This is a genomic window from Ignisphaera sp., assembly GCA_038735125.1.
Taxonomy (GTDB): domain Archaea; phylum Thermoproteota; class Thermoprotei_A; order Sulfolobales; family Ignisphaeraceae; genus Ignisphaera.
The window spans coordinates 132757-159128 of the sequence record JAVYNU010000001.1; the positions used below are offsets into that span (position 1 = coordinate 132757).

28 protein-coding genes and 1 tRNA gene are annotated in these 26372 nt (G+C 37.7%); 14 read left to right on the forward strand and 15 right to left on the reverse strand.

Annotated features, from left to right (window positions below; all coding sequences use genetic code 11):
- Positions 1 to 18: 18 nt before the first annotated feature.
- The 8 genes from QW284_00765 to psmA all read right to left on the reverse strand — a co-directional run bounded on the left by QW284_00765 (position 19) and on the right by psmA (position 5733).
- Complete coding sequence (locus QW284_00765; GenBank protein MEM0338208.1) at positions 19 to 378, reverse strand: prefoldin subunit beta; 360 nt, start codon at positions 376 to 378, stop codon at positions 19 to 21.
- Between the two features lie 735 nt (positions 379 to 1113).
- Entirely contained in the window at positions 1114 to 1668 is a 555-nt protein-coding gene (locus QW284_00770) for a hypothetical protein (protein ID MEM0338209.1), read from the reverse strand.
- Positions 1669 to 1703: 35 nt separating this feature from the next.
- Positions 1704 to 1934 carry a 50S ribosomal protein L37ae gene (locus QW284_00775; protein ID MEM0338210.1) on the reverse strand — a complete coding sequence of 77 codons (231 nt, stop codon included), beginning with the start codon at positions 1932 to 1934 and terminating at the stop codon, positions 1704 to 1706.
- 81 nt (positions 1935 to 2015) lie between these two features.
- Positions 2016 to 2843, reverse strand: a complete 828-nt coding sequence (gene rrp42, locus QW284_00780; GenBank protein ID MEM0338211.1) for an exosome complex protein Rrp42 — start codon at positions 2841 to 2843, stop codon at positions 2016 to 2018.
- A 15-nt stretch (positions 2844 to 2858) separates the two neighbouring features.
- The gene (gene rrp41 / locus QW284_00785; protein ID MEM0338212.1) at positions 2859 to 3584 is read right to left on the reverse strand and encodes an exosome complex exonuclease Rrp41; all 726 of its coding nucleotides are present in this window, start codon (positions 3582 to 3584) and stop codon (positions 2859 to 2861) included.
- Positions 3574 to 4317, reverse strand: coding sequence for an exosome complex RNA-binding protein Rrp4 (gene rrp4 / locus QW284_00790; protein ID MEM0338213.1), 744 nt, complete (start codon positions 4315 to 4317; stop codon positions 3574 to 3576). The genes rrp41 and rrp4 overlap by 11 nt, the downstream gene beginning before the upstream one ends.
- Positions 4307 to 5005: a ribosome assembly factor SBDS gene (locus QW284_00795; protein ID MEM0338214.1), complete on the reverse strand. Its 699-nt coding sequence runs from the start codon at positions 5003 to 5005 to the stop codon at positions 4307 to 4309. The genes rrp4 and QW284_00795 overlap by 11 nt, the downstream gene beginning before the upstream one ends.
- Positions 5002 to 5733 carry an archaeal proteasome endopeptidase complex subunit alpha gene (gene psmA, locus QW284_00800; protein ID MEM0338215.1) on the reverse strand — a complete coding sequence of 244 codons (732 nt, stop codon included), beginning with the start codon at positions 5731 to 5733 and terminating at the stop codon, positions 5002 to 5004. Before psmA ends, QW284_00795 begins: the two co-directional genes overlap by 4 nt.
- A gap of 348 nt (positions 5734 to 6081) precedes the next feature.
- Between psmA and QW284_00805 the strand changes: the two genes are divergently transcribed.
- Together QW284_00805 and QW284_00810 are read left to right on the forward strand one after the other, a co-directional pair.
- Positions 6082 to 7323, forward strand: a complete 1242-nt coding sequence (locus QW284_00805) for an ORC1-type DNA replication protein (protein ID MEM0338216.1) — start codon at positions 6082 to 6084, stop codon at positions 7321 to 7323.
- A gap of 41 nt (positions 7324 to 7364) precedes the next feature.
- The gene (locus QW284_00810; protein MEM0338217.1) at positions 7365 to 7664 is read left to right on the forward strand and encodes a hypothetical protein; all 300 of its coding nucleotides are present in this window, start codon (positions 7365 to 7367) and stop codon (positions 7662 to 7664) included.
- Positions 7665 to 7686: 22 nt separating this feature from the next.
- Here QW284_00810 and QW284_00815 read toward each other — a convergent pair whose 3' ends face one another.
- A complete protein-coding gene (locus QW284_00815) occupies positions 7687 to 9108 on the reverse strand; it encodes a replication factor C large subunit (GenBank protein ID MEM0338218.1) in 1422 nt (473 codons plus the stop codon).
- Between the two features lie 26 nt (positions 9109 to 9134).
- Positions 9135 to 10106 carry a replication factor C small subunit gene (locus tag QW284_00820; GenBank protein MEM0338219.1) on the reverse strand — a complete coding sequence of 324 codons (972 nt, stop codon included), beginning with the start codon at positions 10104 to 10106 and terminating at the stop codon, positions 9135 to 9137.
- Between the two features lie 190 nt (positions 10107 to 10296).
- On the opposite strand from QW284_00820, the gene QW284_00825 reads away from it, so the two are divergent.
- The 5 genes from QW284_00825 to QW284_00845 all read left to right on the forward strand — a co-directional run bounded on the left by QW284_00825 (position 10297) and on the right by QW284_00845 (position 13828).
- On the forward strand, positions 10297 to 10800 hold the full coding sequence (locus QW284_00825; protein MEM0338220.1) for a hypothetical protein: 504 nt from the start codon (positions 10297 to 10299) through the stop codon (positions 10798 to 10800).
- A gap of 6 nt (positions 10801 to 10806) precedes the next feature.
- Positions 10807 to 12873, forward strand: a complete 2067-nt coding sequence (locus QW284_00830; GenBank protein ID MEM0338221.1) for a minichromosome maintenance protein MCM — start codon at positions 10807 to 10809, stop codon at positions 12871 to 12873.
- A gap of 124 nt (positions 12874 to 12997) precedes the next feature.
- A complete protein-coding gene (locus tag QW284_00835; GenBank protein ID MEM0338222.1) occupies positions 12998 to 13264 on the forward strand; it encodes a hypothetical protein in 267 nt (88 codons plus the stop codon).
- A gap of 57 nt (positions 13265 to 13321) precedes the next feature.
- A tRNA-Pro gene (locus QW284_00840) sits at positions 13322 to 13417 on the forward strand.
- A 219-nt stretch (positions 13418 to 13636) separates the two neighbouring features.
- Positions 13637 to 13828 carry a hypothetical protein gene (locus tag QW284_00845; protein MEM0338223.1) on the forward strand — a complete coding sequence of 64 codons (192 nt, stop codon included), beginning with the start codon at positions 13637 to 13639 and terminating at the stop codon, positions 13826 to 13828.
- 27 nt (positions 13829 to 13855) lie between these two features.
- On the opposite strand, the gene cca is transcribed toward QW284_00845, so the two are convergent.
- Positions 13856 to 15244, reverse strand: coding sequence for a CCA tRNA nucleotidyltransferase (cca, locus tag QW284_00850; GenBank protein ID MEM0338224.1), 1389 nt, complete (start codon positions 15242 to 15244; stop codon positions 13856 to 13858).
- Between the two features lie 19 nt (positions 15245 to 15263).
- Positions 15264 to 15842 carry an RNA 2',3'-cyclic phosphodiesterase gene (thpR, locus tag QW284_00855; protein MEM0338225.1) on the reverse strand — a complete coding sequence of 193 codons (579 nt, stop codon included), beginning with the start codon at positions 15840 to 15842 and terminating at the stop codon, positions 15264 to 15266.
- A 99-nt stretch (positions 15843 to 15941) separates the two neighbouring features.
- On the opposite strand from thpR, the gene QW284_00860 reads away from it, so the two are divergent.
- Positions 15942 to 16124 (forward strand): chromatin protein Cren7, encoded by a 183-nt coding sequence (locus QW284_00860; protein MEM0338226.1) that lies wholly within the window; start codon positions 15942 to 15944, stop codon positions 16122 to 16124.
- Between the two features lie 35 nt (positions 16125 to 16159).
- On the opposite strand, the gene QW284_00865 is transcribed toward QW284_00860, so the two are convergent.
- Entirely contained in the window at positions 16160 to 16582 is a 423-nt protein-coding gene (locus tag QW284_00865; GenBank protein MEM0338227.1) for an ArsR family transcriptional regulator, read from the reverse strand.
- 155 nt (positions 16583 to 16737) lie between these two features.
- Entirely contained in the window at positions 16738 to 18708 is a 1971-nt protein-coding gene (locus tag QW284_00870; protein ID MEM0338228.1) for an aldehyde ferredoxin oxidoreductase N-terminal domain-containing protein, read from the reverse strand.
- 192 nt (positions 18709 to 18900) lie between these two features.
- On the opposite strand from QW284_00870, the gene QW284_00875 reads away from it, so the two are divergent.
- Both QW284_00875 and QW284_00880 read left to right on the forward strand, forming a co-directional pair.
- A complete protein-coding gene (locus QW284_00875) occupies positions 18901 to 19161 on the forward strand; it encodes an RNA repair domain-containing protein (GenBank protein ID MEM0338229.1) in 261 nt (86 codons plus the stop codon).
- Between the two features lie 53 nt (positions 19162 to 19214).
- Positions 19215 to 20651 (forward strand): ATP-binding protein, encoded by a 1437-nt coding sequence (locus QW284_00880; protein MEM0338230.1) that lies wholly within the window; start codon positions 19215 to 19217, stop codon positions 20649 to 20651.
- 27 nt (positions 20652 to 20678) lie between these two features.
- On the opposite strand, the gene QW284_00885 is transcribed toward QW284_00880, so the two are convergent.
- A complete protein-coding gene (locus QW284_00885) occupies positions 20679 to 20969 on the reverse strand; it encodes a hypothetical protein (GenBank protein ID MEM0338231.1) in 291 nt (96 codons plus the stop codon).
- Between the two features lie 286 nt (positions 20970 to 21255).
- On the opposite strand from QW284_00885, the gene QW284_00890 reads away from it, so the two are divergent.
- From QW284_00890 to QW284_00905, 4 genes are all read left to right on the forward strand, one after another.
- Complete coding sequence (locus QW284_00890) at positions 21256 to 22863, forward strand: CTP synthase (GenBank protein ID MEM0338232.1); 1608 nt, start codon at positions 21256 to 21258, stop codon at positions 22861 to 22863.
- Positions 22864 to 22984: 121 nt separating this feature from the next.
- Positions 22985 to 24019 (forward strand): RsmB/NOP family class I SAM-dependent RNA methyltransferase, encoded by a 1035-nt coding sequence (locus QW284_00895; protein MEM0338233.1) that lies wholly within the window; start codon positions 22985 to 22987, stop codon positions 24017 to 24019.
- Positions 24020 to 24104: 85 nt separating this feature from the next.
- Positions 24105 to 25457 carry an NAD(P)/FAD-dependent oxidoreductase gene (locus QW284_00900; protein MEM0338234.1) on the forward strand — a complete coding sequence of 451 codons (1353 nt, stop codon included), beginning with the start codon at positions 24105 to 24107 and terminating at the stop codon, positions 25455 to 25457.
- Positions 25458 to 25532: 75 nt separating this feature from the next.
- Complete coding sequence (locus QW284_00905; protein ID MEM0338235.1) at positions 25533 to 26366, forward strand: geranylgeranylglycerol-phosphate geranylgeranyltransferase; 834 nt, start codon at positions 25533 to 25535, stop codon at positions 26364 to 26366.
- The last annotated feature ends 6 nt before the right edge of the window (positions 26367 to 26372 follow it).

The window sequence follows — 26372 nt, forward strand, 5'->3', positions numbered from 1 at the left end:
TGCCTCTAAATATTTGGGCTACTGTTTTTTGTAAAGTGACGAAGCGTACTGTTGTAACCTTGACTGTACTTCACTCAATTGTTGCCTAATTAGTGCCTCCTGTCTATTAAGAGTCTTTAGCCTCAATTCTAATAACTCTTTCCTTTCATTCAGCTCCTTTTCTGCATCAGCCTTGCTAATTTTTATTAGCAGATGACCAGTACTTCTATACATTTCAACATTGTCTGACACATTCTTTAAAACATCCAATGCTCTGTTAACCTCTCTAAGTTCTTGCTCTATAACACTTTTCTCTGCTAGCAATTGATTTAACTGAGCTTGTAGTTGTTGATATTTAACAACTTGTTGTTGTATCTCAGGTGGCAAGGTCTCAGCCAATTCAAGCACCACCTAACATTTTTTGTAATACCAATTTTGATAGCTCGAATATATTAATTTTACGATCTATAATTCTCGAGCATATTCAAAGTTTCAATTGAAGCATTTATCAAATACAGAATTGAATTCACAAATGCCCGGGCGTGACTTAGAGTATCAGCATTCACCTCCAAATATAGGGAGCAAGAGTCATCAATTTGTATCAATGACTTTATTCTGCCCATATTTGCAGGGCTAACTACCTCTGCGAAAATGCTATTATAAAGTATCTTCACAATATCGCAATTATTTTCAGGTTTTATTATCAACTTGGCTTTTGTACTGAAAACCAAGTTTATGCACCGCCAAAATTTTATTTGCAATTTATTAAAAAATAATTAATTTTTGAATCACCTCATCTCATTATGTTCTGACCTCTTCCATGCTTATTTGAAAACATACCCTCTATATGCGAAGTTGCTAAGGAGGTTAGAGCCTTGCCCAGACCTCTATATTGATTTGCTCACCCAAAATTCATTCGTAATGGTTCAAGCTCCAATTGGTTTATAAAACATCAATGATTATCATAGGGAAAAAGAAATTGTGAGTATTTCTTCATATCTTAAAAAGACCTTTTAATTGCATTAACTTGATTTTGCTATACATTATTTTGAATACATTTCCATAAACATTTGTTGCTTGCGATGTTCTCTAATCAAGTATAAATAACCTTTTGATTAACCCGGATCATTAGGTTTAAAAACATACGCTGATTGATGCATACATTGAATTGTTGTTACAATTGATGAAAGCTACTTTTACACCTGTTCTATCTCTGGCTTTAAATGGTTCTATACTAACACATATGTTATTTCCATACATTTTTTGCATGTTTTGAAATGTACTAATATTGAATGCCTTGAGGATACATTCTAACAGGTCAGGTGGAATCTCTGATTCTAGTAGAATATTACCTCTCTTAAGTATGGAAGCTTTTACTTGGTGTAAGCCCTTATACGAATCGTCTATGAAATAACCGCAAATTCTTAATGTGCATAACTTTGACAATTCCGTTGTTGAGGCAACTACTTTGTACACATCTATAAAACCTGGATTACCTTTTTTATTCCTAACAATCAGTATATTGTCTGCATTGATATCCATAGCTTGGAGAGCAAGCTGCTTGAAAGTTAGCTTTCCTCTGTTAACTTTTATTGCATTTGGTACTATTCTAGACAGCACCTTAATGAATCGTCTGGTGTTTCTTGTTGGTCTATGAGATGATGTTATTAAAGTCTTTGTGTTTCTCATTATATTGTATGTGCCTTGAGCATGAATGTTATTCTTTATTTTTCTATTGTCCAGGGGGTATATGCAGCACCAGCCCATTTGCTATTACATTTGGGGCATTCCCAAATACCAAAGGCTATTCTTCTAAACGTTGTTGTTGCTCCACAATACGGGCACTGATACTCTGCGTATCTTCTTTCCATAACCTCTTTCCACTTCTTTCTCAAGCTTGAACCATATCTAGCACCAAATCTCCCTGCTATGCCAACAACTTTTAGTCTACCCATGTTGTCTTTGCACCTATACTCTTGATTTGATATTCTTAGTAAAATGTTTTTGCCGAGAAAATAAAAGCATTCATTCTGCAGTTATGTTATGAATTTTCTGATTGTTTCTATCAATTCTTTTCCTTTATTAAGAGAAATTTCTATTGCCTGCTCCAACTCTTTTTCTGTGAATGCTCCCAAACCCCTTTTCTGCATACCAACAATATTGCCATCCTCACCTACAGCTATAGCTAAACTCGCACTAGCAAGTGCTTCCTCCTCAGCTGTTGGATCAACTACTAATACATCGCCTATCTTGTATACAGTAACAGTAGCTACAAGCTTATTCATTGGTAGTAGCCCAATAGCTTTGCTTCTATCAATTTTCACGTTACCACTTGCTTGGTCAACCTCATAGTAAGGTATTTTGGTATTTGCAAGCGCAAGAATCGATGCAATCATAGCAGCATCGATAAGATTGCCATCGTGATCTAGAACGTATATATCGAGCCATATGATCCATGCCTTTCTTCCAGGGATTAGAGCTAGTTTATTGAGTGCCACGGCTTTTGGCTCTCTAATAGACCTGTCAATGACTCTCGCAAGTTCAATTGCATTTTCATCCGGCGGCCCTGGTTCAAAAGTGGGTGAGGCCGCAGGAATGTATTCCGCGTTTACTATCAGCACACCCTCCTCTGGATTATCTGGAAACGGCTGACCAACCTCTAGCTTTACCCCCGCCAAGATTTGCGTATAGCCAAGTTTAACAAGTACAGAAGAATCTGCATTTGGAGAAACATTCTTCGCAACATCGATTTGTCTATAGCTTAGCAAAGGCCTCTTATCAATATGATTGCCCTTTGCTAACACATTTAATATCGCATTCATCTTTATCTTTGGAATAATCGGTGTCTCAGGCGTTGATGACATGCTTACCTCACCTTTTTACTCCTCCACCTCAACATACTTCTTTTTCAAAGTCTCTTTCTGCAAATTGTAAATTTTGTTTATACCATCAAGAGCTAATTTCAAGGCTTTTTTGAATTCATCTGGTGTTAAAACGCCATTTAGCTGAATCATGGTTATTTTCCCGATTGAGGGCATAGCGGCAACAGGCATGTCTGCTTCGCCATACATGTCCTCAACCTCATTTAGATCTAAAACAATAACCCCATCAACTTTCCCCACCGCAACAGCAGCCACAAGATCTAGCATAGGTATCCCGGCATCTGCTAGAGCAAGAGAGGCTGCTGTTATCCCTGCTGTTCGAGTACCCCCTTCAGCATTTAGAACCTCGACAAAGATGTCAATGGCTGTTCTGGGGAATTGGGAACTGATTATTGCGGGTTCCAAGGCCTCTCTAATGACTTTTGAAAGCTCTATTTCACGTCTACTAGGCGCAGGACTTTTTCTCTCGCCCATTGTCGAAAATGAGAGCATCCTGTATCGGCATCTTATTGTAGCCCTATCAACCTGCTCCTCATGCCTTGGAACAACCTCGCGAGGTCCATAGACAGCTGCTAGAACCTTTGTGTTGCCTATTTCAACTATTGCAGATCCGTCAGCATTCCTTAGAACTCCTACCTCCATTTTTATCGGTCTTAGATCTGACGGCGCTCTACCATCTATTCTTTTTCCTTCAATAATTAGCTGAGGTTTATTAGCTTTCATACTTTATCAACCCTCTCTTTACTTTCTCATTTATAATAAACTCTTTTATTCTCTCAGTCAAGCCTGCGGTATGAGCCTCGACCTCAATTTTCTTTAGAGCTAGTATTGCGATATATTCTAACTCTGCATCAGGGCATCTAAGCAACACCCTACCATTCACCCCAACAACAAAATCACATTTTGTTTGTTCCATGAGCATTGATAACATAGACCTCTTCTTTCCTATAACCCTACCGATCTTACTCGGCTCTATCTCGACAAGAGAGCCATTAATAACCTTACCAAGTCCTTTATCCTGAACAGTTAGTACTGGTTGCCTTGTTCTGTCGAATTGAGCGACTTTAGCTATGATGACATCCCCTACATCAAGATATTTTCGAATATTATCTGTTGCAGGATTAAAGGGCTTTCCTATGTAGTCTGATGCATTTAACGTGGCTAGATACGGTGATTTTATATCGATTAGCCATGATGATAGGGTTACATCATATACAATTCCTATTACGATATCCCCCTCTTTTGGCATGTAACGCCCTTTCAAAGGAATTATCCTTATCTTCTTTTTTTCATTCTCTTCGATGTCCTGTAAAGATATTGTTGTAACAATGTATGTGCTTTCATTCAATTTATATAGTGAAACTCCAATACCCGTGCCTTCAACAGAAACATTCTTGTCTAAGACTATCTGATCCCCTGGAAGCCTAATTGTCCTCTGAATAGAGCTAGACAACATTAAGCACCTTAACAGATGCGCTACCCTTTGTAAGCTCGTTTACCTTGTCTATAAGCTCGCTTTGCATACCAGCAGGTATTTCAAGTTGGACTATGAGAGACCCATCTGCTAGCCAGTTGCTCTTCTTAACCTCTCCTAGCTTCATAATCTGTCCAGCTACTTTTGAGGCATATTCAGCTGGAACAGAAACTTCTACAAGAGCCTTAGCAATTCTTATGGGAATAATCTTGGATATTGCCTTTACTATTTCGGGAACCTGCTCCTCAACAGATTTATAGAGGTCAACACTAACCCTTGCCTCTTCCATGGCTTTTTCAATACGTGAGGGGGGTATTGGGGTCTTAGTTTTTGGGTCTATTGCTGACTTGGCTATATGGTAAACTATCTGTTTTCTTTTCATCTCCAATAGCTTTCTTCTCTGCTCTGTTGTTAGCTGAAGTTCTCCATGTTTAACTATCTCAGTAGATATTTTATACACATCCTCGGTACCGAAAACCTCTTGAAGCTCTGATGGGGATGCTTTCAATCCTTTTTTTGCATCCTTATATATGTAATCTCCTACAACGACCTCCTCAATACTTATTTTCTCCCCTTCTTTAAATCTATAAGCTTTTTCAGGGTCTACAAGAACCTCAAATCTCTTTCCATTCACAACAAGCCTTGCAATCACATATTCCTTTTTGCTCACGTAGTTACACCCGCTTTTTCTAGAAAACTTTGCACTTCCTCTGGACCAAGTTTTCTAAAAGTCTTTGAGTTTATGTCAGCTACACCAATCTCTACCCTCTCAACCTTTAAAGGCTCTTCAAGAGACGCTCGCAATGCTCTTAGCCCCAGAATGATCATTTCCTCAACACTTAGCTTAGCGTTATAGTGTTTTTCTAGATAGCTTGCAACTGTTTGCTCTCCCGCCCCTGCTGCAACACCATAGTACTTGAAATACAGCCCACTCGGCTCAGTCTTGATGAGTTCTATACCCTTTCTATCAATCCCACCAAATATTATGGAAACCCCAAAAGGTCTCACACCACCTTGCTGCGTATATGCCTGTTTTATATCGCATATCGTTCTAGCTAAAAGTTCAACATCTATTGGCTCATCAAATGTTAGTCTATGCCTTACTGCTAAAAGTCTTGCATAATCTATCAAGACCCTTCCATCATGTCCAAGCCCAGAGAACGTGGCCCCAATGTGAGAATCGACTATAAAAACCTTTTCAAGATCCATTACATTGTGAAGCGGTGCAACTCTTCTTTTTTCAGCTATTAATACAACTCCATACTCTGACTTTATACCTAGTGATGTCCAACCTCTTCTGACAGCCTCAGCAGCGTACTCGACTTGGTAGAGCTTTCCATCAGGCGAAAATATTGTTAATGCTCTATCGTAACCCATTGCCGCAGGCATGAATGACATGATTATATCTCACCAAATTTCTTTACAATATGATAAGAAAACTGAGTTAAAAAATTAATTTTGGGCCTTCAGTGGGTAGTCCTTTCTATCATTAGTATTTATCAACCTAAGAGCAGTCGGGGGATTCATCATCACATACTTTACGTAGATATATAGATGCCTAGTCGATATAATAAGCATTAATAACTGTTTATACACGATTAACATATTGCATTAGCTACATACATAATTAGTTTACATAGGCATTGTATCTTGCTTGAAAGTTTCGGATATGTTCAACATTAAGCAAACCACAATATTTTTATACAACCCGTCAAATAATTATATCAGACAGTGGTGTAAGTAATTATGAGTATCAATAACATTGTCGAAAGTGTTATAAACAGAGTCTCAGTATTCAAAAATAGAAGTGTTCTAGACAGATCTTACATCCCTGACCAGCTCCCCCATAGGGAGCACCAACTAGCTATGCTTGCAGAGCTTTTTAGACCTGCTATTACATCACCTGGCACAGTTTCAATAACGGCTCTTCTAGTAGGAGATGTTGGTGTTGGTAAAACAGTTACATCCTATGTATTTGGTAGAGAACTAACTAGAATTGCTGAAAAGAAGGACATCAAGTTGAGGTATATTCATGTGAATTGTCATAGTGCTAGAACCTTATATGGCGTTGTACAGAGTATTGCTGCCGCCTTTAGTTTAGCTATACCATTTAGAGGGTTGTCACCAAGGGAAATGATGCTGATTATTCTGAACCATATGAAGAAGAATGATATGTATGCAGTTGTAGCTCTAGATGAATTTGGTTACTTTGTACGTGTTGCAGGAAATGATGCGATATACTTTTTAGTGAGACTATATGATGAATATCCCGAAGTTGAGAAGAGACTCCACTACATATTCATTACAAGGAACCTTGATGTATTAGGGGTCTTGGATCCTGCTACAGAGAGTTATATAACTAAGCACATAATTAAGTTTGAACCCTATAAAGCAAGTGAACTATTTGATATTCTAAAACAAAGAAGAGACTTGGCATTCTACGAGAATACAGTTGATGATAGTATACTGAAGTTTATAGCCGATTCTGAAGGCTATGACAGGGGAGGAAAAGGAAATGCTAGAGCCGCTATAGAAATACTTTTAAGAGCAGGTATTGCAGCAGATTACGAAGGCTCGCAAAAAGTTACTATAGAGCATGTTAGAAAAGCCATTGGCGAGATAAATGAGGAGCTGCTTGTTGAAATATCTGATAATCTTCAATTCCTCCATCTACACGAATTAATGGTATTAAAAGCTATTGTAAGGAAATTGAGGAGTAGTAGCGAGGCCTATGTAAAAATGGGTGATGTGGAAGAAGAGTATAGGTATTTGTGTCAACTATATAACGTTAAACCTAGGAAGCATACCCAAGTCTACGAGTATATAAGGTCGTTGAAGAACATGGGAATAATAAATGCAAGAACATCTAGCAAGGGTCTAAGAGGAAGAACAACACTAATATCATTGCCTATACCTCTAGACCCCTTCGAAAAAAGATTAGATGAATTAATAGATAGGAGAATTGTAGAGGGCGAAACAAACAGCTAACACTATAAATACCCTTGCTGGCTTACGGGGACTTGCAGCCAATGGAATTATTCCAAAGATTCCCAATATTACCCGAGAAAATCAAAAAGAAGATTGATATACTTGGAAAGCCATGTGTATGGAACATTATAGCAATTCTAAGTATAACAGATGCAAAAACGATTAACATAACATCCCTAATATCAAAACTTAACAGCAACTATAACTATGTTATGCGATGTATTGAATTAATGAAATCTTTTGATATGGTTAACGAGATTAAAATGGGTAGGGTAAGATTGATAAAATTGAATGAAGATAACGAGTATGTGAAAACCATTCTCAATATTTTATATAAATGATATTTAATGCTGTTGACTGTTGTCAACTCTTTTTTGAAAAAGATAGTAGATCCCTCTTCTCTTTTTTACCCTCAGGCTTTGGTTTTGATTTCTTGTGTTTGCCCCCCTCATCATACACCATGGACTCTAACTCCTTCTTGGCTTCTTTCTCCATAAGTTCTTTGTATTTCCTATAATAACTCATTATATTTGCCTTATTGGATCCTGCTAGTAACTCAATCATCTTCTCGGATAGCCCCAAACCAATGGCAATTCTAGCGGCATAGTCTGGGTTTGTCAAGAATATCGCTTTTAGTATTGGTATTACATCACTTTTTGCTGTCGAAGTCGATATATGAAGGTTTTGAGAAACTATTTTCGCTAGATCCTCTCTTACATCTCTACTCTCTTTTAATTTAGATAACATTAATATTCTTTGTGGGAAGTTGTATTTAACCCATCTGAATTTGTCTTTGGAATTATTCCTAGCAGCTAAGGCTATACCTGATGTCATAAGGTCTATGCTATAGGTTAGCAGATCCCAGTCTCCTGATTTAACAATTCTTCCAAGATATACATCAGCCTTGCTCAGAAATTCGTATGCCCTTGCTACATCATTTAAATTAGTGTATTGTAAAGGAATGTTTTCTTCGAGCCAGAGCCTCAGCTGTTCATAATCCAGCTGGGATTGATTCAACGCATTTTTCGCTTGCCAAGCATATGTTGCAGAAAATATCATTCTAAGTGTTTCAAATGGATCTCTCTCCTTGTCTCTTGGTCTAAGCAGAGCCTTGGCTCTTTCAAGACTCACTTCTCCAAAGCCTTCACCAACAGCTTGAAGATCGTTTATAGCTGCCCTTGCATCACCCTCTGCCCTCTCTACAATGTATTCCAAGGCTTTTTCATCACATCTCAAATTCTCTGCTGAGCATATTCGCAGAAGAAGCTTAGTCAAATCCCTTTTATCCAATTTCCTAAACTGGACAAACTCAGCTAACTCACGTAAAGGCCTCAGTTTTTGATCCCATGGATTATTAGCTGTCATTACGATGGGTGCTTTAGTTATTTCAACCAAATGCTTAATAGCATCAAGAGCACCTGCATCCTCCTTTGCAGCTATTCCATCAACTTCATCTAAGAGTATAATTTTCTTTTTTCCAGAACTAAAAAGGCTTTGTATTGTTGAGGATCTAACTGCAATTCTTTCTATATCCTCTTTTCTTCTAAAATCACTTGCATTCATTTCAAGAAGCTCATATCCAAACTCATTTGCTATTGCCTCTACAAGTGATGTTTTGCCACAGCCTGGAGGTCCATATAGCAGCAAAGCCTTTTTCTGCACATTAGGCCATTTCTTAAACCATTCCAAAATCTTTTCTTTTGCCTCCTCTTGATCAACAACATCATCTACTTTCTTAGGCCTATACTTTATGATCCAAGGTATTCTATCTCTTTCTTGAGACAAACTCTTCAACCCTGTGATTTCCTCATCTACCTTCTCCCAAGTAAGCTAAGTCTAGCAAGCAAAGCTGTCAACTGTATTTCGTCGTCAGCTCCCTCAACAATTCTAAAGTGTATTTCGCCTATGTAATCAGCTATCATAACCCTTACATCTTCAGGTATCTTCAGATCAGCTGAAAAAAGCTCTCTATGCATCTGCTTCAAAACATCTACCCCACTGAGACCGTATGTCACCATGAGTTCCCTCAACTTGTCTCTAGCCTCAATAAATTTACCTGATAGAGCTAAATTCAGAATTTCTCTTATCTCTTTTGGATGGGCTAGTCCAACAACTTTATAAACATTGGCTATTGTGACCTCGCCTAGAGTTGCCGCTGCTTGTAGGATGTTTATCGCTTTTCTTAAATCACCTCCGCTAATCTCATACACAGCTTCTAAGCCATCATCATGGCACATCACATTCTCTTGCGCGCATATCCACTTTAGTCTACCTACAACATCGTCTTTTTTAAGTTGTATAAATCTAAACGATGCACATCGTGATTGTATCGGATCAATTATTTTACTTGCATAGTTTGCTATTAATATGAAACGCGTTGTCTCTACATACATCTCCATAATTCTCCTCAAAGCCTGCTGAGCATCAGCAGTCATGTTATCAGCCTCATCAAGTATGACAATCTTGAATGGCACCTCGCCTGTCACCTTGCTTCTCGCAAATTCCTTGACTTTGCTTCTTATAACAGTAATCCCTCTTTCATCGCTTGCATTAAGTTCTAAGACGTATCTTCTCCAATCCTCTCCATACAAATCGTGAGCTAGAGCCAAAGCTGCAGTGGTCTTTCCAGTACCGGGAGGGCCCGCAAAGAGTAGATGAGGCATATTCTTCTCTTCAACAAATTTCATGAGCCTCCTAACAATTTCTTCTTGATTAACCATCTCCTTTAATGACTTTGGTCTATACTTCTCAACCCACAGCAGTTCAGCAATTTTTGTGCTCAACCAGCCTTCACCTACACACCAAATTATTTTTAATGCTTTAAGAATACTAATACTTTTTGTCTCTTACCCAAGGCACGTATTTTCACATGTTTTGCAAATCCTAAAGCTGAACAGATTATAAATTAGATAAGCACATATAGTTACTAACTGGTGCTAAACCATCGCAACAGAGTTTTCGCTGCTAGACATAATGTACTATTCAACGCCAGTCAAGGTAATGGTTCTAAGAAGTGTTCCCTACAACCCACTGCTTGGATCTGCACTGCAAAAAGGATCTGAGGAAAAGATTCCTAGATGGATTGCTCAAATTCTTGAGGAAAAGGGGTTTGTTGAAATACTTGAGAAGCCCTATAGTCCCCAAGAACTAACTAAAATAAGGTTTTCCCATACACAACAAAGAGTGACACTAAATAAGCTAGATGACTTCTTCTATATAAATACTATTGCTACAATAAATAAACTTGGAGAAAAAGCTAAGAAAGAAACTGATATAGAGTTGTTGAGGATTATTGATAGGGTTAAGGAGGACTTCAATGAAATTTCGAATATGAGACTATCATACATAGTAAGAGCAATACAATTCCAAGGCCTTGATACAATATCAAAATCGCTTACCATTGAAGAGAAGCTTCTTTCAATGCTTATACAAAAAATAATGTTAACATGGCTAAAGAAATATGCTTTAATTAGGTGATTTAATATGAGCGAACAGATCCCAGACACCACAACAGCTATGGTATTTGATATCGCCCATGTAATTGAGGAGTTTATAAGAAGCTATAAAGTTGAGGGAAAGGCGAAGTATAGAGAACTCATTAGAAGAATGATTCTTGAAAACAGATATGATGTAGAGATAGACTTCAGCGACATTATGAGCTATAATCCAAGGCTCGCGGAGAAGATAGTAAAGGATCCTGAAAATGCCATAAAAAGATTCTCTGAGGTACTAAAAAGTATTGTTGCATACGAGGCCCCAGAGTATCTTGATAAGATATATGAGATTGTGCCGCGATTCAAGAACTTGCCGATAACATTTAAAATACGTGATATAAGAAGTAATTTAATAAACAATCTAATTGCTGTTGAAGGCATAGTTGTGAGGGCGTCGCCTCCGAAGCAAAAAATTGTTGAGGCTGTTTTCCAGCATGATTGTGGTAATGAGGTTATAGTGCCTGTTGTCGGAGATGCTATTGAAAAACCTGTTCAGTGCCCCTATTGCCATAGATCAACTGGCAATTGGAAACTTCTTGAAGAAAAGTCTAGGTTTAGAGACTTTCAAAGACTGGCAATACAAGAGAAACCAGAGGAGATACCAGCAGGTAGAATGCCTAGATCTATAGAGGTTGATGTATTTGATAATCTAGTTGATGTTACGAGACCTGGTGATAGAGTCGTTGTCGTTGGCATTCTAAAACTTAGGGGATCTGGAGGTAAAAAAGCGAAAAGCTTGTACGATGCATATATTGAAGCGAACAATATTATTGTGTCTCAGAGAATGCTTGAGGAAATAGAGATCACTAGGGAAGATGAGGAGAAGATAAGAGAGCTCGCAAAAGATCCTTTGATAAGGAGAAAGATCATAGCGTCTATAGCACCTGCAATCTATGGGCTCTGGGATATAAAAGAGGCTATAGCACTCCTACTGTTTGGTGGAATACCTAAAACCCTACCAGATGGCACAAGAATACGTGGCGACATCCATGTACTGATGATAGGTGATCCAGGTACCGCAAAATCTCAGTTACTTCAGTATGTTGCACGCATAGCTCCTAGAGCCATATACACAACAGGTAAAGGTGCTACAGCAGCAGGTCTAACAGCTGCTGTTGTAAGGGATAAACAAACTGGCGAATACTACTTAGAGGCAGGGGCACTCGTTCTAGCTGACGGGGGAATCGCATGCATAGACGAAATTGATAAGATGAGGGAAGAAGATAGAGTGGCTATTCATGAGGCCATGGAGCAGCAAACAATATCAATAGCGAAAGCCGGTATAGTGGCCAGATTAAATGCAAGAACATCTGTTTTGGCAGCTGGGAACCCAAGATATGGCAGATATCTAATAAATAGGTCGATTGCGGAAAATGTTAACCTGCCTCCAACAATACTATCAAGATTTGATTTAATATTTGTCATAAGAGATGTGCCAAATGCTGAAAGAGATGCTAGGCTTGCTAGGCACATAGCAGAGGTGCATGCTGCAGAAGATATGGTAAAACCATTACTAGATGTTGAGATTATTAGAAAGTATATTGCCTACGCAAGAAAATATGTAAGGCCTGTTCTAAGTGAAGAAGCTAGAAAAATGCTTGAAGAATTCTTTGTAGAAATGAGAAGGAAGAGCCTAGAAACACCAGATTCACCTATATCAATAACAGCTAGACAACTAGAGGCTTTAATACGTTTAGCTGAGGCGCATGCAAAAATGGCTCTTAAACCAGTTGTTACAGAAGAGGATGCAGCAGAAGCAATAAGGCTCATGAAGAGCATGTTAGAAAGTGTTGGTATCGATGTTGAAAGTGGCGAAATAGATATTGATGTTATTATGACTGGCAAACCAAAATCACAAAGAGAGAAGATGCTGATTATAGAAAATATAATAAGGGCTCTCGCAAAAGAGGAGGGATGTGCAAAAGTGAAGGCCATAGTTGCAAAAGCTAGGGAAGAGGACATCGAGGATAAACTCGTTGAAGAAGTGTTAATAAGAATGAGAAGAGAGGGTTTGATATACGAAGCAAAAGATGGTTGCTACGCACCTGTCATATAGCTTTAAAATACAACGGCCTAACAAATGATGATAGCATGATAATCGCACAAAGCTTATAATCCCGCACAACAAATTTTCAAGTAAACATACATGAGCTCAGCATATAGATATAAGGTAGTAAGGAATGTCTGTTTGTAGAAAATATGTTATTAAAGTTGGGGAAAAAGAAATAGAGCTTGATGAGAAGGTTATAAAAGTTTTGAATGTCTACGTGCGAACTGAAATGAGTCTAGAGAAACTTGCAGAAGAGCTTGGTTTGGATGGATGGACAGAAGCATACGAATTTGTTAAGAAGGTTCCAGCATGGATTGCTTGGACACCTTCAATACTGTGGAAACGTGAGATGGAAAAATGTGAAGATGCTAATGAGATAAAGGTCATAAAGATTTAGCTATATAGCTTATTAAAACCCCAAAAACTATTTCTTAAAAGTAAAATGTGTACCGTAGGGGCCGTCGTCTAGCCTGGCTAGGATGCCAGCCTGGGGAGCAGTCCCCGTATCCCAGATCGCTGGTGGTCCCGGGTTCAAATCCCGGCGGCCCCACTAAACCAATTTACTTAAAATTACTAATGTGTTTGAAAAGAATGAAATGGTAAAACAACTTTTTATAATTATATACTTAAAAAGTTTTTGATTAATAATTTCCGAGCAAGGCCAGTAAACCCCCATTTAATGTATTACTAGGAGCCTTTGTGGTATTACCATAGTAATAGTTCAAATATTCATCATACCAATACTTTTGCACAAAGAGGCTTGATTAAAATGCCTGTTGTATATAAATGTGCAAACTGTGGGGAAACTCTATATAAATTTGTGAGAGCAGGCCAAGATTACTATGGGGTTCCTTCATTATCGGAATTAAAGGTTAGGATAGGTAATAAATGTCCAAGATGTGGTAAGGAATTACGTAACAGTATCGACCTAATTGATATAATGATTTCTACAAGAAAATAGCATCTAGTTAATTAATTGTCATCATATTTAATAATTTAAAATTTTTCTTTCTAAAAATCTTTTGAGCCACATCATATATGATTTATCTTCATCAATGCTCACATCGTGTATTGATAAAACCCTTGTAATTTCAGCTATTCTTAATGATGAAGGAGATATTTGCTCTAAAACCTCCTTTACAATGTCCTCGGGGTTCTTCCTTCTTTTTCTTATACATACAAGTCTTCCATTTTCGTCAATCCAAGGACCAATTACAGCATGTCTATTCTTTATTAGAAAATCTACTGCATTCGGATCGTAAGCTGGGGGTCCAATATGATATTCATATTCTCTACATTCGTAAAGTTCTACAATGGTTATGGCCTTGGATAACGCTGGGTCAACCCACGAATCAATATATGTGCATCTGAAGCCATATTCATTTAGGGTATTTCTAATCGAATTATGAATCCTTCTGATTTGCCCCCATACAACATCTGGAATTTTCTTGGTAACATCAAATTTTATTGCTATGTAACATAGTCCTTCATCAAATATTCTATTCCTTAATATTTTCTGATTATATTCCTCAGATACCTCATCTATCTTCATCTCAAAAAAGTTTTCAGATGGGTTCTCTAGAAAAAGTCTAGCAAGTAGTTTAAACATTGCGAAGTTTTTTAGAGAGAGCGCTGATGCAACATTTCTATTCGCATCAACAGGGTCTACAATAACTAAAACATCGTTTCTAAATCTATTTCTACATTCTTTCTCATCAACGTAATAGCCCTCTATATCTATACACGTCTTGTAAGCCCTCCATGATAATGATGCTTTCAGTGTATTGATAAAAGAACCGTATTTTATTATTAACAACTCTGTTAAATAGCCGGAGAATCCTCGTGTCTTTATTTCTGCTCCATACATATTCCACACTTTGAGAAAATATTTTAGGAGCCTAACCTCATCTTTGCATTCCTCACACAATTTTGCCTTGACGTATTCAGTATGAAATGGTGTTCTATCGACTGCCGAAATTATTTCACTTGGTTTCGAAATTTTAAATGCGGGTACAATGTTTATCTCATAGCCATCAACATGAGTTATAATGTACGGATGAGAGGCATACTCTACAACTATGCTATACCCTTTTTCCTGCAAGCATTGTGAAACCACCTCAACAAAATTCTTGTTTATCCAGTCAACTGTATAGTGACTTGGATTAAATAATATGAAAATATCTATATCTACATCATCTCTAAGAAATGTATCCTTTGCCACAGAACCCTGTAGTGTAACTTCAAAGTGCTCTAGACCTTTTTGTTCAAAGCATTTGTGGATAATACTCTGAAGTTCGTCATATATTCTGAGCACAGTATTTCTTATTCTCTCGTCAGGCTTTATCCGAGCAAGGATTTTGTTAAATATTTCCTCCACTATTGAAATCCCATTTTGTCTACAATAGTCTTGCTATGTGAATATCAGAGTATATGGGTCCTCTAGGTGTAAGAATGCTTCTTTTGATTTTGATTTGTGTAATGATTGATGTTCCGAAGACATAATCTCTGTACTCATTGAAGTATTTCTGTAGCTTTTCAACGCCTCTATAGCTTTTTAACCTAGCAATTGTTATATGTGGCGAGAATTCATGTTGATCTTTATGTACATCTTTTAAGCCTTTTTTAACTATTTCTGAATCAATATATTTTCTGATGCTAACTAGGGTCTCAAATCCCTCTACGATCCCTACCCAGAGAACCCTTGGTCTATAAACATTTGGAAATGCACCAAAGCCAGCAATCTTAATCTCAAAGGGTTTAAACATCTTGGGAATATTATTAAGCAATTCCTTAATTTGTTCAAGAGAAGATACAGATATCTCGCCAAGAAATCTAATTGTTAGATGTATATTCTCATCCTCAACAAACTTTGCATCTATTCCAAGAGTCTCTAACTGCTTTTTCCACCTAACAATATTATTTAAAGTATCTGGGCTCTCTATCTCTACTGCTATAAAAGCTCTTAAACTGCTCATTTACTTTGCCCATGAATAATTCAATATTAAAAGGAATTAAAGCTTATATACACCACAAATACATTCAGATTTGTATGAGCCTTATAAGGTTGAAGAGCTATGCCATGCTCGCTACAGGTAAAAGTTAAAGATCCAACATCTCATTTAGAGGTTATACTAATACCTGAAAAGGTCTATGTGATTAGAAACCATACAGGAAAAATAATTAAAATAGGTCTTTTCAAGAGCCCTAAAACAGGTCAGATATTCAGAGCTTTGTTGCCGGATAACTACATATGCTAAAAAGGATATGACATGTTTGCATTTTAGGTAGTGTATCATTCTTTGAATTCTCCTTCAACCTCTTCAGGAGGTAAGGGTGCTTCTTTGATTCTCTCCTCAACCTCTTCCCCTAGCTCTGATAGTAATATTCTTATCTCCTTAACAGCTGGTTTAGCTATCTTCTTCACACCTCTATGGCCAGGTAAGTAGACAGCTCTAACAATATTCACCTCTTCTAATCGTTTTACATGTGTACTTATATTAGCTTTGCTTTGACCTAGTTTGTCAGCCAGATCCTCTATTCCCATATCCCCCTTGAAAGCCAATCCAATTATTCTCAACCTCGTTAGAGATGCCAAAGCGCTTGCCACCTTCTCAATAAATTCTTCTCCAGCTACATACATAATGTCTCCTTCAATCCATATACCTCTTCTAACTTTAGCTACACCAACTTCTTTTTCATTAGTATCTGTTCCCATTATTGAATACACCACCAACAAGTAACTGAATGTCGTATCCACTTATTTTTATTAATTCTTTTACACAGATTTAAAACATTTTGCCTTGAAATGATAAAAAGATCTTGAATTAACCCTTTAGCCCTGTTAGCTAATTAATCATATTTATAAAGGCTTTAAATATCCTTATACCAATCTTCAGAAAGTCCGAGTTGCGCTACTATTGATTTTGCTACTCTTAAGATCCATTCTCTAACTGCATCATCTTTGTTGCTTGCAAATTTCTTGTTCCATTCCTCTACATTAAATTCTGTAGCAAGAGTTGCAATAATATCCTTCGCTCTCTCACCTTCAATAAGCCTCGGTTTTGCACTTGCTTTTGTGGCATACATAGCTATTTTTTGGTATAGAATCTTGCTATACTGGTCTAGATCTATCTTCACACCTAGTAATTCGTATAGCTTTGGCAATACCTTCTCAGCCCACCCTCTGTGAAATCTGCATAAACCGGCATTTGAGATCTCCAATTCTTTTACAGCTCTTGTAGCTACAACTTTGGCAAATTCTTCAGGCTCTGTAAATGTTGATGTATAGTTTGTCCAATATTTCCCTGTTACAGCTAGTGGCAAGAGAAAGCCAGGTGTCCAGTAATAGTTTGGCGTCATATACCCGTTCTCACCATATGGCTGATAGGCTACGAGATCCTCGAATCTAAGCCCAATTCTCTTTACCCTATCACTAAACATCATATCTAGTTGCTTGCATGCAAATCTAACACCCTTTGCAACAATCTTCAAAACATCTGTTGAACCCTCTACTAACCCTCTCAAAATCTTTTCAGCTAGGTATGCATTTACCGTCCATTCATCTATGTTCATAAGCATTGGATCCATATTAGGCTTTCTATCGAGGCCCACCTCCTCCGGCTTTAAAAGACCTTTGTAGACAGCTTCTAGTAGCCATGCAACCACATGCCCTATACCAATGGCATCAAAGCCTAGCTGATCTGCCAAGTCAACCAAATTCCTTGTTAACTCAATCCTGAATACTCCTATGGATGGCCCTAGGGCATTTGTTGGTTCATAGTCTAGTTTCTTTCCTCTCCATATCTTCTTGCATGAGACTGGGCACGGCTCTCCACATGTGGCCCAAGTCTTTGCCAGGTCAAAGGACTCTGTCTTCACTGGTTTCCAGAAGTTTTCGAGGATGAGGTCGACAAGCTTCTTTCTCACAGATTTGTGAAGATAAATACTGTTAAAGTTGAATAGAGGTAGCAACTCTCTGTAATGCGGATAATTCACACCAAATGTTCCTCCTGCACCTATGCTCGAATCATATCGATATTTGACCGTAGCCTCATTAACAGACTGTATAAAATCTTTTGCCAGTAGCGCCTTCATCGTTGAATAGAGCTCGGTAACCTCTGTCAGTTGCTTAGGTAATTGCGGTTTATAAGATCCTCCTGCAACAATAGCCACAACATTGTGTGCCTGTGCTAAAACTGATCCTCCACCACCTCTGGCAGCAAATTCCTCAGCACCCTCTACAAATCTCTTTTTAATAAAGTCTACATCAATTGAGACCATAGCTCCATAGACAGTTTTGAAGGCTGCTGGCCCAACAACTATTGGCCTTGCCTTCATAGATGATATCTCATCCCAGAAGGTGTCTATAAGATATTTCTCTAGGGCATAGGCACCTATATAGCCATCATATCCCTTGTATATCTCTTCTAATTTACTCAATGGAATTTTTCTTATGTTTACCTCTGCAACCCCTTTTTCATCTCCTTTAACAAATATGATAGCGGGTTCATCACTTTTACCCTCGATAGATATAGCATTAACCCCGCATCCAATGAATCTATAGCCAGCTCCACCCATTTCAGATACATGTATTGTTTTGCTTTCGGGGCTTCTAAATACAGCAACAATTCTGTGAGTACCAAACAACTTGCTTCCAGCAAAGGGGCCAGTTCCTATAATAACAGCGTTGCTTGGATCTAAAACGTCTTTGCTCCATGTAGACATCTCTTCATGAATCTTTAGGGCAACGTCTATTGGACCTAAAACATCTCCAAGATTATATTCATGCAAAGACCACTTACTACTTGACACGTCTATTCTTAACAATCTGTATCTAAACAATTTCTACACCAGTTTCTATACATAGCTTTGTTTGAAGCCTAGCTTAAATTGCTTTAAATCAAAGTCATATTATCAAACTAAAACAGTTTTAATAATATATCTTATAGAGATTTTATCTATCGATAATAATTTAATGAAAATATTTTATCTATTCAACTGGATTTATGTATATTTATCTTAAGGAGATGACATTTGAAGATAAAAGATGTTGTTAATAAAATTTTATGGAGCGAAAAAGATGTTAGCAAATATTACATTATTATAGTTGATAGAGTTGAGGTTTCAGGATTTAAGAGAATATCTTTATCTAAAGTTACTAGAGTGGATAATAGTTATATCTACGTAACAGATGCACTAAGAGAAGAGCATGCAATACCACTTCATAGAATTATTAAGATTGTTAAAGATGATAAGATTATTTTTGAAAGGAACACCAGAAAGTCGAAAAGCTAACTCTAAGATTTTTAAGATTCTGCAACATAGTTTTTGAATGTGGCTGTTTTTGTATGGAGCTGATGAGCAATAATATTAGAAGAGGGGCAAGAGCAGTAGTTGAAGCTATGGACAAATTACTGCCAAATGATCTGGCAGGGTTTGTGATTGCCCAGACTATTCTCGGTGATGGCGATGAGACAACATTAGCTCTTGCAACAAAGATTGTATCAATTCTATATAGGGGTACTCAAAAAAAACTAATAGTTTTCAAGGATAAGGAGAATTATCAGCGGGCTCTAAAATCTATAGCAGTAAATTTCAAACAATTGGTTCTGCATATAGTATCTGAGATGAAGTTAATGGATTTGGATCTAGTGCTAATATCGATGATAATTGACGATGATATATTAGCTCTATCAGTCATATACAAACAGACTCTTGCAAATGATGTATTTAATTACATAAAGCAAAACTCAAACAATATAGCTATCATTATATCTAATAAGAATATTGATGTTGATGTAGTACTGAATAAAAGCATTAGTTTTCTTAACAAGCATGGAAAGAAACATTACAGGGAGCTTATAAAACATCTTCAATTTAGTAACATATACACAATTATATTAACTCTTAATACAGATAACGTTATAAAAATTAGGCTTAGAGAAGACTATGGAAAAGACTCCTCGTTAACCATACCAATCAGTACACCAACATGGAATGTCAATGATCTGCCAGAAAGAATTAGAGAAGATCTTCATACGCTCATTATAGATCCAATAATTGTGCATGCTGATTACGCCCCCCACGGAATTATAATAGTCGGTCCTCCAGGTGTTGGTAAAAGCGTTACAGCAGAAGCCCTAGCAAATGCGCTTGGGAAAAAGGTTGTGAGGATAAACCCAGGTGTATATAGATCGATGTGGTATGGCATGACAGAAAAAATTCTTTCATCAATATTCTCTTCACTAAGAAAGAGAAAAGATATAGTTGTATTAATTGATGATGCAGATTTTCTTGTCAGCAGATTCAATGCCATACACGAGGCTTTTATAGCTGAAATGAATATTTGGCTTAATATACTGCAGGAAAGGCAGAGACCGCTTGTCATAATGACAACAAATACACCAGAAGTAATGGATCCTGCATTAATAAGGCCTGGAAGACTAGATATAGCCATATTCATGGGTTATCCCGACAAAAAAATGAGGGAAAGTATAATATTGAACCTATGTAGAATGTATAATGTTAAGATAGCAAATGATGGACTTATCAACGATATTGTATCTAGAACAAAATGGTTTAATGCTGCAGAACTCGATTCACTAATCAGAATTGCTGCAAGTAAAGGAAAGGGTGTTATAACCGAAGATTCAATTGGATGGGCTTTGAAGAAGTTCCATATAAACTATAGCGAGAGAAGATTGATTCAAGACAATATTGAAAGCTATGCATCAAAAATGTCGAATGTTGTGATATCCTATATACCAAAAGAATATGAAATATAATAACTTGAATTCGCTTATATGCCAATTTTATTCAAAAACATCCTTAACTTTGACTTGAATTTCTTGGGGTAGAACATTCAATATCGAGTTGCTAGGCTTTTTCTCAATAACAGCAACAAAAACCATTGCATCTCCAACATCAACACTATATGCATACCCCTTTTTAATATAACTACTTTCACCACCTACTATTGAAGCCATAATTGCTTCTTCTTTGCGATTTGACTCCTTAAATCTGATGTAATTGTTAAGTGATATTATGAGGGATGCTATAATTAGGAGTAGTGTTGAAATTAAGACAACACTTGTTGAGTTCATTTTACTAAAGGCACCATAGATATATGTTGAAAGTTTTGAACTTATAAGATGGGAGGAGATATAATCAGATATTACATGAGATTGTTGAGAGTATTACAATATATATGTAATATCCTTGTATTACCTATACACATTAGTTTTGTAGCTTACAAACAACTTGTGTTACTGCTTCTAGTGAAGCAAAGGTTCTTCCTATACATGAATTGAAGACATTAGTTTCAGTTACCACGCTCTCTTTCTAAAAAGCTCAAAAACTGTTTTTAGCTTGAAACTATGTGTCAGGCCTATGACAAAGTATGTATTTGTGACTGGTGGGGTACTGAGTAGCGTTGGAAAAGGTGTGACGACAGCATCTCTAGCAATGCTCTTTCAATCTATGGGCCATAACACGACGATCATTAAGATAGATCCATATCTAAATGTTGATGCTGGAACCATGAATCCGTATGCTCATGGAGAGGTCTTTGTGACAGATGATGGAGGGGAGACAGACCTTGACATTGGTCATTATGAAAGATTTTTGAATAGAGATTTGAGTAAGAAAAATAATATCACTGCTGGTCAAATATATTATTCAGTTATATTGAAGGAAAGAAAAGGAGAATATCTGGGAGCAACTGTTCAGATAATTCCACATGTTACTAATGAGATAAAGCAGAGAATCAAGGAGACTGGAAGAGAGTATAGTGCCGATATTGTTTTTGTGGAGATTGGTGGGACTGTGGGAGATATTGAGGGCTTGCCTTTTCTTGAAGCGGCGAGACAGATGAAGTTAGAGGAGGGGGCAAACAACGTAGCGTTTATTCATGTTGGTCTAGTCCCAACACTTAAGACAACTGGCGAGCAAAAGACAAAGCCTATTCAACATAGCGTTCAGGAGTTGAGGAGAATAGGAATTCAACCTGATATAATAGTTGCTAGATGCGAAAAACCGTTAACTGAAGAGGCTAAGGCAAAAATAGCCCTGTTTGGTAACGTCCCTCCTGAGGCTGTTATTTCAAATTATGACGTTGATAATATATATGAGGTTCCAATAGTTTTAATGCGTCAGAACGCCCATAGAATTTTAGCGTCCAAACTCTTGTTAGAACCTAAAGAACCTGATTTGACGCCATGGCTAAACTTCTTAGACAAATTGTCAAAGGCATCAAAACCCATCAGGATTGCTATGATAGGAAAATATACAAAACTTAGGGACAGCTACATAAGTATTGTTGAAGCAATTAAACATGCCTCTGCATATGAAGGTTTTAGACCAGTATTCAAATGGATTGAGTCTACAGATATCGAGAATGGGTCAATAGATATATCAAAAGAGCTTGAAAATGTTGATGGAGCTGTGATACTGCCAGGTTTTGGGAAAAGAGGAGCTGAAGGTAAGATAACAGCCATTAGATTTCTTAGAGAGAGAGGAATACCGACATTGGGAATATGCTTTGGCTTTCAGCTTATGGTAATAGAGGTGGCTAGGCATGTTGCTGGATTGTCCAATGCAAATAGCACTGAACTAGATTCTTCAACGCCTTATCCAGTAATAGACTTACTACCATCACAAAGAAATGTGAACGCCCTGGGCGGCTCTATGAGACTTGGAGCTATAAGTATAAAATTATATAAGAATAGAAAGGTTTATAAGGCATACAAAAAAGAGGTTGTCCTGGAGAGACATAGACATAGATATGGAGTAAACATAAAGTTCTTGGACAAGCTCGAGACAGCAGGATTCGTAGTTAGTGGTGTTAGTCTAGACGATGAAAGTATTGTAGAGTTTATGGAACTCAACAGCAACTCTTTATTCATTGGGACGCAAGCACATCCTGAATTTAAAAGTAGGCCACTAGCACCATCGCCACTATACCATTATTTTATAAGTAAAATAGCTGTTGAAAGATAATTCTGATCTGCCAAAAATTTTGAATTCATCGACCATCTTGGTGATGAAACTTACAAGGTGTGAGCCTCTATGCAATGATCGGTGAACCCGCGGCTGAATCAATGATATAGGTGGATCAGTCTTGACATTGGAAGATACCAATCTTAGTGCTGAAGAAATACTTGACGAGATTCGTATAGATAAGATATCAGAAAACTCGTTATTCATAGCTAAAAAATATGGTTATGCACCATACATGATCGAAAGATATATATCAATGCTTGGATATGAAGAGGCTCTAAAGTTGGTTGAGTCTTTCGAGAAATTCAAGAAAAGACCTACAATATTATGCAATTATCTGAAGTATGACTGCGACAAACTGATAAAAAATCTTGAAAATCTGGGTTTTAGCGTGAAAAACCTTGAATGGTGCGACTACTGCTTCTATATAGATTCTGCACCAGAATCACCTTCTATCGGATCTACACACGAATATCTAAAAGGTTATTACTATGTGTATAGGGATCCTGCATCACTAATACCACCACTTATGTTGAACCCGGAAAAAGGTTCAACTGTACTCGATATGTGTGCAGCACCTGGCGGAAAAGCAATCCATATTTTACTGCTGATGGAAGATGAGGGGCTTCTCATAGCTAATGACATTTCGAGGAGAAGAAGCATTTCAATGCTTTCACACTTTGTTAGAATGGGGTTCAAATCTTATGTTATAATAAATGAGGATGGCTTTGAACTTCCTAGGAAAATTGGTTTAGAGAAATTTGACTACATCCTTCTAGATGCTCCTTGTAGTGCAGAGGGGGGCATAATGTTCGATCCTAGTAGAAAGACTAAGACTTCTCAACGGGCTCTGGCCCAGCTTGTCAAAAGGGAGATAGAGCTTCTCTATGCTGCTACAAAGCTTGTTAAAAAAGGTGGTAGGATAGTTTATACTACATGCAGTATTGCACCAGAGGAAAACGAGTATGTTATTACAAAGGTTCTGCAACTTAATAGTGAGATAGATATTGAGATTCCACGCTTAAATATATGGTCAAATGGTATAGCAAGATTCTCTAATTTGGTATTTGATGATAGGGTTACAAGATGTGTTAGAATTTGGCCTCATAGACATGGCATGGAGGGTTACTTCGTCTGCTCTCTTGTTAAAAAATGAGTCAAATTCAAGATAAGATTTATATACTTGGAATTGGAAAGATTGTATAATACTTTGAATAGTATGGAATATATGGCGACATGGTATGAAGTTCGATGTTGTTGTTGTTGGCGGTGGTGTTGGAGGCCTTTATGCATCTTATGCTCTTGCCAAAAAGAGCTTGAAGGTTGCACTAATTGAGATGAAGGATGAGAAAAACGTTGGAGACAAGGTTTGTGGAGATGCTATCGGCGAGCACCACTTTATTGAACTGGGGCTTGAGCCGCCTGTGCCAGGTTTTGATAAAGATCATGAGTATGATGGTGTTGTGCTATTCTCTCCAGATGAGCAACATAAAATTTTTGTTGAGGGAAGAGGTTACTCCATCAACAGGAAAAACTTTGGGTTGAAACTATATAGGATGGCTATAAACAATGGAGTTGAAGCGTATCTAGAACACTTCTTTGTCAAGCCAATAGTTAGTGGCTCAAAAGTTGATGGGATTGTGGCGAAGGATAAAAATGGATTTGAAAAGGAGTTCGAGGCAAAGGTTGTAATTGATGCAACAGGCGTTGCCTCTGCTGTTAGGAGGAGCCTGCCACGCGAGTGGTGGGTGTCTGTGGAAATACCTAAAGAAGATTATAATATTACATATAGAGAGGTTGTTGTGGGAGATATTGATCTGGACAACAAATATGCATATATATACTTGAATGTTGATGTTGCACCTGGAGGCTATTGGTGGCTGTTCCCAAAGGGAGGGGGTGTCTACAATATAGGGCTTGGAGTTCAGTGGAAGGAGGGCGCACCAAATCCGAGAACACAGTATGTCAAATACATCATGAATAAGCTTGGAAATAGAGTATCAGAGGTTATTCATAGCGGAGGTGGCCTTGTCCCAACAAGAAGACCAATACCGTGTATGGTGTGGAATGGGTTTGTGGTTATAGGTGATGCAGCTGCAACTGCCAATCCTGTGCATGGCGGTGGGATAGGCTCGGCAATGCTAAGCGCCAAGACGGTAGCTGAAGCAATTACTGAGGCGTTGGATAAAGGCGATGCAACTATGGAAAACCTTTGGAGCTATCACATCAAATTCCATAAGGTTTATGGAGCAAAGCAGGCCTCATTAGACATTCTAAGGATGTTCCTTCAGAGAATGAGTAATAGCGACCTGAATTTTGTATTTAGATCGAATCTTGTTAACGGTTCTGAGGTATATGACATGGGTTCTAAAGGCGATTTAAGCATCTCTATCATAAATAGAGTGAAGAGCTTTTTAACGTTAGCGTCGAGACCATCATTTCTAGCAAAACTGTATAGGCTAAAACAGTTTATGGATAGGGCAAAGGAGCTCTACCTTAATTACCCATCGTCGCCAAGTGGATACATTAACTGGTTGGCAGAAGAGCAGAGGCTTTTCGATGAGTATAGAAAGTGGCTAACAGAAAAGATGTGATATCATATCTCATCTATCTCATTTTGTCTCACTACACCATATTTTAATGATATACCCATAGGTGTTCATGTCTAGATGAATCTCAAGAGCATTAAGGCATGGTTAAGCATAATAAGAATTGGAAACAGCATAGCGCTTGGAATAGCTGCTACTGTGGGCTACATTGTTGGCGGAGGCACGAATGTCTATGAAGCTGCCAAGACATTTCTCACAGCGTTTTTCATTGGTGGCGGAGGTAATATAATAAATGATTACTTTGATAGAGAGGTTGACGCTATTAATAAACCTTGGAGACCAATACCATCTGGATTAATAAAGCCTTTTGAGGCATATGTAGCCGCATTAACGTTTTTCTTAATAGGTTTTGCCATAGCACTATCATCTTCATATTTCTCAGGAATTGTGGCTCTTCTTGCAATAGTACTTGTTTACCTCTATTCCTATAATCTCAAACGTGTTCTTCTGGCAGGCAACATATCGATCGCATTTTTAACTGCATTAAGCATAGTATATGGCTCTCTATTCAGCTCTGTAAATATCCATGTTGTTCTAGCAGCCACCTACGCCTTCTTGTTCAACTTGGGCAGAGAGTTTCTAAAGGGTATAGAAGATGTTGAGGGAGATAAAAGATTTGGTATAAAGACCTTGGCAACCGCATATGGAGTTGCAGTAGCCTTCAAAGCCTCGGCACTGATCTACGGCATTCTGCTTGCTGTAAGCTTGCTACCCATAGCCATACTCAGTTACAGCATTGTATACACGTTACTAGCGCTCATTGTCGATGCTATTATCATATATTCAATTCTAAATGCAAAAACTCTTAAATCTGCTGATGCACTAAAATCAACCCGCATTCTAAAGATTGCTGCTTTTGCTGGACTTTTTGCATTTCTTTTTCACAACATATAGCTTAAA